Here is a 12,502-nt window from a genome sequence, read left to right as displayed (position 1 = left end):
GTGCACGTGAGTGACGACGAGTACTCGCTCGCCGCGGCGCTGCTGCTTGGCAAAGCTGGGTACTGGCGCGAGTGGCACGCTAGACGCCGACCGCCATTTTCACGCCGAGGGCGATCATGACAACGGCGATGAAGGCGTCGAGCACTCGCCAGGAGCTGCGCTTTGCGAATAGGGGCCGCAGCATCCGTGCACCGAAACCGAGCGCGAAGAACCAGACGAAGCTCGCCGTGATTGCCCCCGCGCCCCACCACCAGCGCTCGTTCGTCCCCTGCTGGTTCGCCACCGATCCGAGAAAAATCAGGGTGTCGAGATAGACGTGCGGGTTGAGCCAGGTGAGAGCGATGGTCGTCGCGACGGCGGCCTGGGTGCGCACCGTTGTAGTCGTGGCCGCTACGAGCACGCCGGGGCGGAAGGCGCGCACTGCGGCGAACGCACCGTAGGTGAGCAGAAAGCCGGCGCCGAGCACCTGCACGATGACCAGAACGACCGGGGCGGCTCGAATAAGAGCGCCGATTCCCACGATGCCGGCCAGAATGAGCACGGCATCAGAGACCGAACAGATCAGCACCGCAACGAGCACGGTGCGGTTCCGCCCCGCAATACCGAGCCGCAGGATAAACGCGTTCTGGGCGCCGATCGCGATGATGAGCGCTAGTCCGGTACCAAAACCGAACATGGCGGGCAGAATCGTGTCGGCGAGGTTCATGTCGTGGATAGTTTAGGGGCGTGCTATTCGGGGGCGACGCCGTTGTAGAAATGCTCGAACACCATGCTCGTACGGGTTGACGCCACCGCGGGATTGGCTGAAAGGTTGTCCAGCACGAAATCGCGCACATCGTCGGTGTCCCGGGCCGACAGGTGAATGATGAAGTCCTCGGACCCGCCGAGAAAATATAGCTGCACGACGCGCGGCATCACCCGGATCGAATCGCGAAAGGCCGGGATGTGCGTGCGGGCGCCTGCGCGAATGCTCACGCTGATCAGCGCCTGCAGGCCGAGTCCGATCGCTTTCGGGTCGACCATGGCCGTGAAGCGCGTGATGATTCCGCGGCTGACCAGCGAGCGCACCCGGGAGACGCACGTGGATTCGGCGATACCAGCCGCGCTGGCCAGCCGGCTGTTGGTCGTGCGGGAGTCCGCCTGCAGCGCCGCGACCAGGATGCGATCGATCTCGTCGAGGGTTTCGACCACCCGAATCCTCTTCGTTTCCGTCATCTCGCATCTCCTGACAACCGCATATTTAGTGGAATATTCTTGAAGTCTGGCAGATTCTACGGATTTTACCTAGCCGAAACGAATCAATAGCAGTCTTACCTCTATCACAGCCGATGCGTTCGGCGCTGGCAACCCGAAACGGAGCAGACATGTTGGTCGGCATTCCCACCGAGATCAAGAATAATGAGAACCGCGTGGCGATCACTCCGGCCGGTGTTCACGAACTCACTCGGCGCGGCCACGAGGTCGTCATCGAGAAGGGCGCCGGGCTGGGCTCCAGCATCACCGACGATGCTTTTCGGCTTGCCGGGGCGTTCATCGCTGACACCGCCGCCGAAGTCTGGGCCGGGGCCGACCTGCTCCTGAAGGTCAAGGAGCCCATTGCCAGCGAATACCCATTGATGCGCCCGGGGCAGGTGCTGTTCACCTATCTGCACCTCGCGGCATCCGCTGACTGCACTGAGGCTCTGATCAAGTCTGGCACGACCGCGATTGCCTATGAGACCGTGCAACTTGCCGACCGCAGCCTGCCGCTGCTCTCGCCGATGAGCGAGGTCGCTGGCCGCCTCTCGGTGCAGGTCGGTGCCTACCACCTGATGAGTGCCAACGGCGGTAGCGGAATTCTGCTCGGCGGTGTTCCTGGAACCCCCAAGGCCAAGGTCGTCGTGATCGGCGGCGGCGTGGCCGGCGAGCACGCCGCGGCTAACGCGCTTGGCATGGGCGCCGACGTGACCATCATCGATCTGTCGCTGGCTCGCCTGCGCCAACTCGAGGCCCGTTTCAACGGCGAGATCCAGACGCGCGCGTCGACCCAATACGAGATTGCCGAGCAGGTGCGGGAGGCTGACCTTGTTATCGGCTCCGTGCTCATTCCGGGTGCGCAGGCTCCCAAACTCGTCACCGACGCCATGGTTGCTTCGATGAAGCCCGGCTCCGTGCTCGTGGACATCGCGATCGACCAAGGCGGATGCTTCGAGGGATCGCACGCTACCACGCACGACAATCCCACGTTCTTAGTGCATGACAGCGTCTATTACTGTGTTGCCAACATGCCCGGGGCGGTGCCGGCAACGTCGACGCGCGCACTGACCAACGCCACCCTGCCCTACGTCGTCGCGCTGGCCCAGAAGGGGTGGAAGCAGGCCATCGCCGAAGATTCCGCTCTCGCTCAGGGGCTCAACGTGCACAACGGCCGCATCACCAACGCGCACGTTGCTTCTGCCTTCCACGCCGCCCTGTTGACCGTATCCGACGCGATCGCCTGAGTCGGTCTTAAAGCGGTATTTTTCCAGTCGGCGCCGGCGGGTCAAGACGTCGCGACGATAACCCGGTGCAGTGCGTCGCGCAGGCGAAGCAGGTCGTCCATCGGCAGGTTGAGCGCTTCGACGACCCGCGGCGGGATGGTTTCAGCCACCGCCCGCAGGTTCTGTCCGCGGTCGGTCAGCGTGATATCGAGCGTTCGTTCGTCGGCCTCCCGGCGCTGCCGCCGCACGTAGCCGGTGGCTTCGAGCCGCTTGAGCAAGGGGGAGAGAGTCGCCGGCTCGAGGCGGAGGGTCTGGCCGAGACCCTTGAGCGTGCGCGGGCTCTCGTCCCACAGGGCGAGCATGACCAGATACTGCGGATGAGTAAGCCCGAGTGGCTCCAGAATGGGCCGATACAGGGCTATGACGTTGCGTGAGGCTATGGCCAGGGCGAAGCAGACCTGGTTGTCGAGGGCGAGGGGGTTGTCAAGCGTTGACGATGTCATGGGTGTCCCGTTCCGACCCGTTGTTCTTTATGCCTTTAGTTAGTACACTAACAGTCATGATACACGGCAAGATACCCTTTTCGCTCGGCAAGGGACCCGGCGGCTTCACTGCTTGGCTGAACGGTCGACTGTTTCCCATTCTCGGACCGCCGCCGGTTGGTTTGAGCGGGTCCGATCTGCTCCGCGCACAGCCTGCGCCCGTGCGTGTCTGTCCGGTCTGCGCCCAGCCAATGGACCAGCACGACATCGACCGCAGTGGCGAACGTACCCAGCTCCACTGTCCGGTAGCCCTGCCCTAGCCAGCCGCTACGGGCGGCTGCCGGGCGCAGACGTCCGAACAGGCACCAGTTATTTTCCCAGGTCTAGCCTGGCGCCAATCACGGGAGATCAATGTCCACGACGGCAGACCGCGCTGACGAAAACACGTCACAGCTCGACCTCGCGATCGCCGAGCTGGCTGCAGGAAGCGTGCGGTGGGGGGTGACCCCGCTCGCGGCGCGCGGCGATTTACTGGCGCGCACCGCAACATCCGTTTCTGATGAAGCCGAGCGCTGGGTGGCTGCTGCGGCTCGTGCCAAAGGTCTAGACCCCTCGTCTCCGCTGATCGGCGAAGAATGGCTGACCGGACCCTATGGGGTGCTCACCTCGGTGAATGCGCTCGGCCGCACCCTGCGGGGGCTCGCTTCCGGGCGCAGCCCGCTCGCCGGCCAGAGATTGGGGCGCGCGCCCGGCGGTCGCGTCACGGTTTCCGTATTGCCCCATAATGCGTGGGATGGGCTACTGCTCCACGGATTTCGCGCCCGGGCCTGGCTGCGACCGGGCGTCACCGTGCGGCGGGCGCGTGTATCGGCTGGCTTGGGCCAACTCAGTCCGACAGCGACCGGCGGGGTCGGCCTCGTGCTCGGTGCCGGCAACATCAGCTCGATCGCCCCGCTCGATGTACTGTACGAGCTCGTGGCGCACAATCGGGTTTCAATACTCAAGCTCAACCCCACTTTCGACGGACTACTGCCGATCTATCGGGCCGCTCTCGCCCCGCTCATCGCGCAGGGCCTGCTGCGCATCGTCACCGGCGGCGCCGACGTGGGCGACTACCTAGCCCACCACGTGGGCATCAGCCACGTGCACATCACCGGCAGCGCGGCCACCCACGACGCGATCGTGTTCGGTGGGTGCAAGACTCCCCGCCTCGGTAAACCGATCAGCAGCGAACTCGGCGGAGTATCCCCGATCATCGTGCTGCCCGGCCGATGGAGCCCCAAGGACCTGAGCTACCAGGCCGAACACGTGGCCACCATGCGGCTGCATAACGGCGGCTACAACTGCATCGCCGGGCAGGTGCTCGTGCTGAGCGCCGCCTGGCCGCAGAAGCACGCATTTCTCGCCGCGGTCGCCGCTGCCCTCGCTGCCGCGCCGACACGACCGGCCTGGTACCCCGGCAGCGACGAGCGGATGCGAGCGGCCCGCGCTGCCTACCCGGCCGCGCAGCCGATTCCCGGTGGTCGCCTGCTCGTAGCCGTGGCGAATTCCGCAGCATCTCCTTCCGCAGCATTCCCTTCCACAGCATCCCCTTCCACAGCATCCCCTTCCACAGCATCCCCTTCCACAGAAAATATGCTGACAACGGAATACTTTGCACCCGTGCTCGGCGTCGTCGAATTGCCGGGGGATGACCAGGCCTATCTTGACGCCGCCGTTCGGACCGTTAATCGTGATTTTCTCGGCACTCTCGGTGTGAATATTATCGGGTTGCCGAGTACCATTCGGCGGCTTGGCCCGGTGTTTGAACAGGCCGTTATGCGCCTGCAGTACGGAACCATCGCGATCAACGCCTGGACCGGAGTTGGCTTTCTCTCGGCGGCGGCACCGTGGGGCGCATTCCCGGGGCACACCCTCGATAACGTGCAGAGCGGCATCGGAGTTGTCCACAACGCGCTCCTTCTCGATGAGGTGGAGCGCACCGTGGTGCGCGGTCCGTTCCGCCCGTTTCCGCGCTCGGTCGCCCACGCCGAGTGGGCGCTGCTACCCAAACCGCCGTGGTTCGTGTCGGCGAGAAGCGGCGCGCGCACCGCCCGTCTGCTGACCGAGTTCGCCGCCCATCCCTCCGCGCGCAAACTGCCTCGCATTCTCGTCGCCGCATTTCACGCCTGATCGCATGTAATAGATTGGCTGCACACCCAATGATGCGAGGATCACGATGACTGGCTGGCGACTGCGCGACTTTCACTCCGACGATCTGGACGGCATTTTGCGTCTGTGGGAAGAGATCAAGGCCTCAGACACAGAGCCGGTGTACGGTCTCTCCGAGGTGCTCGCCTCCTGCCAGAAGGATCACGCCGTCGTTGCGGTGCACGGCGAGGAGGTCGTCGGCGCAGCCGTCGGCCGCGCCGCTCACGCGCAGGGCTGGATCGTCTTTTTGGCAACCGCCGAAAGCTGGCAGAGCCAGGGGATCGGCACGGCCATGCTCGCTGCCCTCGAGAGCCGCATGGCCCCGCACGGCATGACCAAACTGTCAGCGCTCATGCCCGAATCAGAGACGAACGTCGATCCCTTTCTCAATCGCGGGTTCGAGGTGAAGAAGAACCTGCGCTACTTCGAGCGGCACATTCCCGTGCAGCGGGAGGAGCTCAAACTGCTCGGTGAGCTGGGCGGACGCGTACTGCCGCGCGACCTGTGGCAGAAGGTCGGCGGTATGGAGCGTGAGAAGGAATTGCTCGAGCGCCGTTTGGTCATGCCCTTGGCCAAACCCGAACTCGCTGAGCAGTACGGTGTATCGCCGCCCAAAGCCGTCGTACTGTTCGGCCCTCCGGGGACCGGCAAGACCACCTTCGCCAAGGCGATCGCCTCCCGCCTGGAGTGGTCGTTCGTCGAGGTCTTCCCTTCCCGCCTCGCCACCGACCCGCAGGGCCTCGCCGGCGCGCTGCGGGAAACCTTTTTGAAAATCGCCGAGCTCGAACATGCGGTCGTGTTCATTGACGAGGTCGAGGAGATCGCCGCCCAGCGTTCCGGCGAACCGCCCTCGGCTATGCAGGGTGTGACCAACGAACTGCTCAAGATCATCCCGGCTTTTCGCGAACAACCCGGTCGCCTGCTGGTCTGTGCGACGAACTTCATTCGCGCGCTCGACTCCGCCTTCCTGCGCCACGGACGCTTCGACTACGTTGTGCCGATCGGGCTGCCGGATGTCGCCGCCCGCCAAGCTATCTGGGAACGTTACATTCCCGAGGCCGTATCGGGAGAGGTCGATCTCGCGATTCTGGTCGAGCAGAGCGACGGGTTCTCCCCGGCCGACGTCGAATACGCCGCCCACCGGGCCTCCCAGCACGCGCTGGAGAAAGCTCTCTATAAAACCGGTGCTGGGCCCGCTATCAACGGCCCCAGCACCGAAGATTATGAGGTCGCAATCTCCGAAACCCGCCGAACCGTGTCCGACGAAGTCGCAGCCGAGTTCCTCGAAGACATCGAGCGCCTCGCCCGGCTGTAGGAGCGACTCTGCTTGAGTGAGAGTTGAGGCCAATCGACGGTCGTTCTCAGTCGTAGAACTAGCGCCGCGTGCGGTGCAATGCGACGGCGACGAGCGCTTGCCAGATGACGAAGGCCTCGACGGCGAGTGAGAGCAGACCGAGCGGTTCCAGCCAGTTTCCGATGTCACCCATGGCCATCGGCATACCAACGGTGCGATTGACGATGAAGCCGATGATGACGGCCGCTGACAGCGTGGCGGCGGCGAGAAAGTCCATTCTCGACCCGACAACCAGTACCCGCTCGACGAGGACGGCCGCGACGAGGATGATCCCGATATAGGCGACCGCCAGATACGGAGTTTCGTCGAATTTACCGGGCAGATCAAGAATGTGGATCGCCCCCACGACGGCGAGCGAAAGTCCGACAGTGACGCGGCGCACAACCAGGCCCTGGTGGATCATGCGCTCGCCCGTGGTCTCCCGGTGCAGCGCGGTGGACTGCACGTGTTTCTCAGTTGATTGCGTGGTGGTCGTGGACATGAATACCTCTCCATGGGGTGTTTCCCTGACCAAATAGTGACAGGTGTTCAGCTTCTCGAGCCGATTCATTGGCAGTGCATAGCGTCCTCCGTGGTTGCGGCCAGAAATAGACCATGTTTCTGAGATTCTCACAGGGAGCGCCAATTGGGTCACCCCGGGCTGACGTTGGCGGGGTAGCGCCGGCCCTCGTGCGAGACATCGGTTGTCAAAGGAATCCGGCCCGGTTAACATCGCAGGGTAAGACGACTCGACATCTGCGCAATTTCTCGATCTCCAGGCAAGGAACCGATTTCGTGATTATTGAGGCCCAAGGCCTGACCAAGACCTACCAGTCCAAGAGCGGGCCGGTGCACGCGCTCGCCGGGCTCGACCTGCAGGTTCCCCGTGGCACGGTCAAAGCCCTGCTCGGCCCGAACGGCGCCGGAAAGACAACCGTCGTGAAGATGCTCACGACCCTGATCAAACCGGATACCGGCACGGCCGTCATCGATGGAATCGACATCATCCGCCACCCGAAATCGGTGCGACGCATCATCGGGGTTTCCGGCCAGTACGCAGCGGTCGACGAGAACCTGACCGGATTCGAAAACCTGGAGATGGTCGGCCGCCTCTACCACCTCGGTGGCACGGCCGCCCGCAAACGGGCTCAGGAACTCATCGACCTGTTCGAGCTGACCGCCGCTGGCAACCGGCCCGTCAAGGGGTTCTCCGGCGGTATGCGGCGGCGCATCGACCTCGCCGGCGCCTTGGTCATCAATCCCAAGATACTCTTTCTCGACGAGCCGACGACCGGACTCGACCCGCGCAGCCGCATCGCCCTGTGGGATGTCATCAAGCGTCTCGTCGCCGACGGCACGACCGTGCTACTGACGACGCAATACCTCGAAGAAGCCGACCAGCTCGCCGATGACATCGTCGTGATCGACGACGGCCGAGTCATTGCCGAGGGCACCTCAGATCAGCTCAAGGCCCAGATCGGCGGGCACCGCGTGGTGGTGGCCCTGGTCGATGCCACCGACGTCGGGACTGCCTGCGAGATCCTGGCCCGCCACGGCTCGGGCGAGCCCTCGGTGTCGACCGACGGCCGCGGAGTCGAGGTTGCCGTCACAGACGGCCCGACTGCGCTGCAGAACATGCTCTCCGACCTCCGTGCGGCGCAGGTCAACCTGCACGATGCCGGCATGCGCCGCCCCACCCTCGATGACGTATTCCTCAAGCTGACCGGGCACAAAGCCGACCTCACCGTTACCGACAACGACACGGATGCCGGCGGCCCCAAGCTGTCGAAGCGAGCGCAGGCCAAGCGCGTGCAGAAACGCGCGGCGGATGCCGACGCCACCGATTTGGAGAAGGTGACATGAGTCCCCGACACTCCGCCGTGAGGCCTGAGCCCGTCACACCTGAGCCGTTACGGTCTGAGCCCGCCGAAAAAGAGCCGGCCCGCGAGCGAAATGAATCTCGAGTGGGCACACTGCCCCCGCTGCCCGCCTGGAATCCGCTTTCTCTCTGGTACTCCGACGGCTGGACGGTGACTAAGCGCAACCTCATCAAGATCAAGCGTTCGCCCGACATGCTCGTCTTCGCGGTGATCCAGCCGATCATGTTCGTGCTGTTGTTCAGCCAGGTGTACGGCGGAGCGATCGCGGTCCAAGGCAGCGACTACACGCAGTTTCTCATGGCAGGCATTTTCGCGCAGACAGTCGTGTTCGGGGCGACGTTCTCCGGCGCGGCCATGGCACTCGATCTCAAGGAAGGAATCATCGACCGCTTTCGGAGCTTGCCGATGAACGCATCCGCTGTGCTCATCGGTCGAACGAATGGCGACCTCGCGCTGAACACCATCTCTATGATCATCATGATGGCGACCGGCCTCGCGGTTGGTTGGCGGGTCAACACCTCGGCGCCTGAATTCCTGGCGGGAGTCGGCTTGTTGTTGCTGTTCGGTTACGCCTTCAGCTGGGTGATGGCGCTGCTCGGTATGAGCGTGAAAAGCCCGGAGGTCATCAACAATGCGTCGTTCCTCATCCTCTTTCCGCTGACCTTCGTGTCGAACGCGTTCGTGCCGAGCGAGACCCTGCCGACGCCGCTGCGTGTTTTTGCCGAGTGGAACCCGGTGTCGTCGCTCGTGCAGGCCGTGCGGCAGTTGTTCGGCAACCTGGGCACCGCGCCGGTGCCTGATATCTGGACCATGCAAAACCCTGTCCTGACCGTACTCATCGGCATCACCGTGATGTTGCTGGTCTTCGTGCCGCTGTGTATTCGCAAGTTCGCCTCGATCAGCTCCCGCTGATCGATTGATGTTCCGACTGAAGGAGTCACTCATGTCCCAGACCGAGCACAACGTCGGAATCGTTGCCGGCTTCAGCGGATTCGCGGTTACCGACCTCGATGCTGCGCGCACCTTCTACGCCGAAACCCTCGGCCTTGAGGTCACGGTCGAGGAGATGGGGATGCTGAACATCGCCCTTCCCGGCGGCGCACCGGTCATCGTCTACCCGAAGCCGGATTTCGTGCCGGCCACGTATACGATTCTCAATTTCGCGGTCGTCAACCTCAATGCGACCGTCGACGAACTCACCGAGCGCGGTGTGGAGTTTTTGCGCTACGACGGTTTCGAGCAGAATGACAAAGGCATCGCGGCCGGCACCGGAGCGGGCCCGGATATCGCCTGGTTCACCGACCCCGCCGGCAATATTTTGTCGGTGCTCCAGAACGCGTAGTTTCTTAGTGCCCGCGGCCTTTGCCCTTGTTGGGGTTCTTGGTCGGCCGGGTGCGGCCGGGGGCGCTCTCGGTTCTCTTGCGCACAGCAGGTTTCGCTTTTGCGGCGGCAACCCGAATGGCCTTCGCTGCGGCCTTGGCTTTATCGGTCTTCTTCGGTTTGCGCGGTGGCTTTTGCGGGCGGCCATCGCTTGCAACTTCGGGCTGCTCCCCATCTGCGGTCGCGGCGGCATCGGCGGCAGTGGGCGGGCCGGCATCCGTTCGTGAACTCGCCTTGGAGCGCCCGCGCACGATGCCGATGAACTCTTCGATGTCGTCGGTGGTCTCCCGGGTGATCCAGGCGAAGGCGATCTGAGTGTCGGCCACGTCGGTGACCGGGCGGGAGATGACGTCTTTGCGGCCGTACAGCCGGGCGATCGAGTGCGGCACGATGATGATGCCGACGCCGGCAGCGACCTGCTCCATGGTCTCGTCGAGGTCGCGCATCAACGGCAGGAGTCGACGGCTGCCGTCGCGCACCTCCGCGGCAATGTCGCGCCACTCGGGCACGTCATCGGGGTTCTGCAGCAGGTGTTCGTCGGCCAGATCAGCCAGCAGTACGGTCTCGGCCTGCTCGATGACGTGATCCTTCGACGCGACCACGACGGGAATCTCGTTGTACAGGTTGATGACGCTCAGATTGGTGTCATCGATCGGGAGTCGTACGAGGCTGACTTCGGCCCGACCGTCGTGCAGCACTGAAACCTGCTCAGCGGCCTCGGTGCGAAACACTGTGAGTGGCACGTCGGGGCGGCGGTCGCCCCAGATGCGGGTCCATTTGGTGGGGGTGACACCGGCGACGAAGGCGATGGAAAAGCTCACCGGCATCCTTTCTCAAAACTTGCGGCCGCGCATTTACCAGCAGCGTACGATTTGCCCAAACGAGCGCCCTCTCAGGCTATACGCTTGAGCAATGAGTTCCGAAAAGAAGCCCCAGACCATGAAGCCCGCCACGGCGGCCCAGAAACTCGGGATTCTGCTCGACGCGGCACCGGCTGGGTTCCAGACCGAATTCGTCAGCCGCACCGAGTTGGCCGAGCTCATGGTGAACCCGCCCGAGTGGTTGGTCGAGTTGCGCGCCAACGGTCCGCACCCGCGCCAGGTTGTCGCCGCCAAGCTTGGCGTTTCCATCTCCGGGCTGGCCCGCAGCGAGATCACCGACCCGCTGAGCACTGCTGAGATCGCCGCCCTGCTCCAGCAGCCGCCGGCCTGGCTCGTGCTGGAACGTTCTACCCAGGCCGGCGTGCGCGCCGACCAGATCGCAGTGAAAGACCGCGACGCCCAGCGCGCGGCCAAGAAGGCGCATGTCGAGCGCCAGGCCGCCCAGGAGCAGGCCAAGCGCGACCGCTAGCAATTTTGCCCCGTGGTTCGATCGCGCTGACCTGAGTCCTGTCCTGAGCGCTCCTAGGCCATCGGTTCAGCCGCACTTTGACCGTACTGGGCGCGCAGAAAGTTGACGACGTCGTCGAGTTCGGCCTGAGAGATCGAGTGGGGAAGTCCGTCATAGATGCGCTCAGTGAGCGTGCTGTGCCCGGGCAACCAGGCCTGGGTGCGCTCTACCGCGCTGGCCGGAATGACACCGTCGGCGGTTCCGCGCCCCCAGAACACCGGAACCGGCTGATCCGCCAGTATGGTGTCACCGGGTTTTGAGGCGGTCGCGACGAACCCGGAGAGATTCACCGCGAAGCTGAACCGATTGGGCGAGGCGCGCAGCAGCTCGAGCGCCATGGCGCCGCCCTGCGAGAATCCGAGCAGGCCGACGGACGGATGCTGCTGCGGCAGGGCATCGAGCCAGTCGAGCACCGCGGCGACGGCCGCGTCCACCGTCGCGGTGTCGGGATTGCCCGGGTCAGTGATGGGAAACCACGCCCATCCCGCCCCGACCGGCAGGGGCGCGCGCAGCGCCGCGATCACCGGTTCGAGCGGCAAATGTGGAGCGAACGAGAACAGATCGCCCTCGTTCGAACCATAGCCGTGCATGATGATCAGCAGCGGTCGATCGGCCTGGTCGGCGTCGTTCGTCGACCAGAGTACGGCAGCAGTGTCGATGGGGGTGCTGGTGGTCATGGGGTCCTCCCCGGTACGCGCGACGCGGGGGCGCCGCGCACCCCATACTTCCATTGCTTGGCGCGCTTCTCGCACCGAGCAGCGCCGCGCGTGCGCGCGCGGTGGCCACGTAAGACAGAATGGCACTATGAGCGTGCGAACCCCTGACCCAGACCCGGACTGGACGCCAAAGCCCCCCGCGGGAGCCCCGAACACGAATCCGGGCTGGCTGAAAGACGTCGAGCTCGCCGAGATTCGCCGGCGGCTGCCGATTCTCTACATCGAGGCCGTGCCCGTTCGGGTGGATGGCCTCGGCCAGGTTGTGGAGGTGGGCGTGCTGTTGCGCGCCCGACCGACCGGCGAAATGACCCGGACCCTGGTCTCCGGCCGCGTGCTGTACGGCGAAACTCTCAGGGACGCACTGTTTCGTCACCTCGAAAAAGACCTCGGTCCGATGGCTTTTCCGCAGCTGCCGACCAGCCCCGTGCCGTTCACCGTCGCCGAATACTTTCCCATGCCTGGCATCACCGCCTACACGGATGACCGCCAGCACGCCGTCTCGCTGGCCTATGTCGTTCCCGTCAGCGGTACCTGCGACCCCCGGCAGGACGCGCTCGAGATCACCTGGATGACGCCGGCCGAGGCCGCATCCCCGGGCGTATCAGCCGAAATGGAGGGCGGCCGCGGCACCCTGCTGCGCGCAGCCCTCGCCTCGGTCGGCCAGCTGTACTGA

At 64.4% G+C, this 12,502-nt stretch carries 15 protein-coding genes; 9 read left to right on the top strand and 6 right to left on the bottom strand.

What is annotated here, in order from left to right; translation table 11 throughout:
- Positions 1 to 79 precede the first annotated feature (79 nt).
- Together CXY83_RS02720 and CXY83_RS02715 are read right to left on the bottom strand one after the other, a co-directional pair.
- Positions 80 to 706: a LysE/ArgO family amino acid transporter gene (locus tag CXY83_RS02720; protein ID WP_198416553.1), complete on the bottom strand. Its 627-nt coding sequence runs from the start codon at positions 704 to 706 to the stop codon at positions 80 to 82.
- 23 nt (positions 707 to 729) lie between these two features.
- Positions 730 to 1,215, bottom strand: coding sequence for an Lrp/AsnC family transcriptional regulator (locus tag CXY83_RS02715; protein WP_104195870.1), 486 nt, complete (start codon positions 1,213 to 1,215; stop codon positions 730 to 732).
- A 149-nt stretch (positions 1,216 to 1,364) separates the two neighbouring features.
- Between CXY83_RS02715 and ald the strand changes: the two genes are divergently transcribed.
- Positions 1,365 to 2,480: an alanine dehydrogenase gene (ald, locus tag CXY83_RS02710; RefSeq protein ID WP_104195898.1), complete on the top strand. Its 1,116-nt coding sequence runs from the start codon at positions 1,365 to 1,367 to the stop codon at positions 2,478 to 2,480.
- Positions 2,481 to 2,521: 41 nt separating this feature from the next.
- Here the strand turns inward: ald and CXY83_RS02705 are convergent, their stop codons facing one another.
- Positions 2,522 to 2,962, bottom strand: coding sequence for a MarR family winged helix-turn-helix transcriptional regulator (locus tag CXY83_RS02705; RefSeq protein ID WP_104195869.1), 441 nt, complete (start codon positions 2,960 to 2,962; stop codon positions 2,522 to 2,524).
- 56 nt (positions 2,963 to 3,018) lie between these two features.
- On the opposite strand from CXY83_RS02705, the gene CXY83_RS17315 reads away from it, so the two are divergent.
- The 3 genes from CXY83_RS17315 (at position 3,019) to CXY83_RS02695 (ending at position 6,446) form a co-directional block, all read left to right on the top strand.
- Positions 3,019 to 3,261, top strand: a complete 243-nt coding sequence (locus CXY83_RS17315; protein ID WP_134574016.1) for a hypothetical protein — start codon at positions 3,019 to 3,021, stop codon at positions 3,259 to 3,261.
- 91 nt (positions 3,262 to 3,352) lie between these two features.
- Positions 3,353 to 5,113: an aldehyde dehydrogenase family protein gene (locus CXY83_RS02700; RefSeq protein WP_104195868.1), complete on the top strand. Its 1,761-nt coding sequence runs from the start codon at positions 3,353 to 3,355 to the stop codon at positions 5,111 to 5,113.
- 46 nt (positions 5,114 to 5,159) lie between these two features.
- The gene (locus CXY83_RS02695; RefSeq protein ID WP_104195867.1) at positions 5,160 to 6,446 is read left to right on the top strand and encodes an ATP-binding protein; all 1,287 of its coding nucleotides are present in this window, start codon (positions 5,160 to 5,162) and stop codon (positions 6,444 to 6,446) included.
- Positions 6,447 to 6,504: 58 nt separating this feature from the next.
- On the opposite strand, the gene CXY83_RS02690 is transcribed toward CXY83_RS02695, so the two are convergent.
- Positions 6,505 to 6,966, bottom strand: a complete 462-nt coding sequence (locus CXY83_RS02690; RefSeq protein ID WP_104195866.1) for a hypothetical protein — start codon at positions 6,964 to 6,966, stop codon at positions 6,505 to 6,507.
- A gap of 293 nt (positions 6,967 to 7,259) precedes the next feature.
- Here CXY83_RS02690 and CXY83_RS02685 point away from each other — a divergent pair, with 293 nt between their 5' ends.
- The 3 genes from CXY83_RS02685 to CXY83_RS02675 all read left to right on the top strand — a co-directional run bounded on the left by CXY83_RS02685 (position 7,260) and on the right by CXY83_RS02675 (position 9,686).
- Positions 7,260 to 8,327, top strand: a complete 1,068-nt coding sequence (locus CXY83_RS02685; RefSeq protein ID WP_199184862.1) for an ATP-binding cassette domain-containing protein — start codon at positions 7,260 to 7,262, stop codon at positions 8,325 to 8,327.
- Between the two features lie 101 nt (positions 8,328 to 8,428).
- Positions 8,429 to 9,256: an ABC transporter permease gene (locus CXY83_RS02680; RefSeq protein ID WP_134574010.1), complete on the top strand. Its 828-nt coding sequence runs from the start codon at positions 8,429 to 8,431 to the stop codon at positions 9,254 to 9,256.
- Between the two features lie 31 nt (positions 9,257 to 9,287).
- Positions 9,288 to 9,686 carry a VOC family protein gene (locus CXY83_RS02675; protein WP_104195864.1) on the top strand — a complete coding sequence of 133 codons (399 nt, stop codon included), beginning with the start codon at positions 9,288 to 9,290 and terminating at the stop codon, positions 9,684 to 9,686.
- A gap of 4 nt (positions 9,687 to 9,690) precedes the next feature.
- Here the strand turns inward: CXY83_RS02675 and CXY83_RS02670 are convergent, their stop codons facing one another.
- Positions 9,691 to 10,551: a LysR substrate-binding domain-containing protein gene (locus tag CXY83_RS02670; protein ID WP_104195863.1), complete on the bottom strand. Its 861-nt coding sequence runs from the start codon at positions 10,549 to 10,551 to the stop codon at positions 9,691 to 9,693.
- A gap of 85 nt (positions 10,552 to 10,636) precedes the next feature.
- Between CXY83_RS02670 and CXY83_RS02665 the strand changes: the two genes are divergently transcribed.
- Positions 10,637 to 11,074: a DUF5997 family protein gene (locus CXY83_RS02665; RefSeq protein ID WP_104195862.1), complete on the top strand. Its 438-nt coding sequence runs from the start codon at positions 10,637 to 10,639 to the stop codon at positions 11,072 to 11,074.
- 53 nt (positions 11,075 to 11,127) lie between these two features.
- Here CXY83_RS02665 and CXY83_RS02660 read toward each other — a convergent pair whose 3' ends face one another.
- Entirely contained in the window at positions 11,128 to 11,790 is a 663-nt protein-coding gene (locus CXY83_RS02660; protein ID WP_104195861.1) for an alpha/beta hydrolase, read from the bottom strand.
- A gap of 127 nt (positions 11,791 to 11,917) precedes the next feature.
- Here CXY83_RS02660 and CXY83_RS02655 point away from each other — a divergent pair, with 127 nt between their 5' ends.
- Positions 11,918 to 12,502, top strand: a complete 585-nt coding sequence (locus CXY83_RS02655) for an NUDIX hydrolase family protein (RefSeq protein ID WP_104193455.1) — start codon at positions 11,918 to 11,920, stop codon at positions 12,500 to 12,502.

Source organism: Cryobacterium sp. M15, from assembly GCF_002929675.1.
Lineage (GTDB): Bacteria > Actinomycetota > Actinomycetes > Actinomycetales > Microbacteriaceae > Cryobacterium > Cryobacterium lyxosi.
Note: the sequence above shows the minus strand (reverse complement) of the source record. Positions and strands in the feature narration are given on the sequence as shown.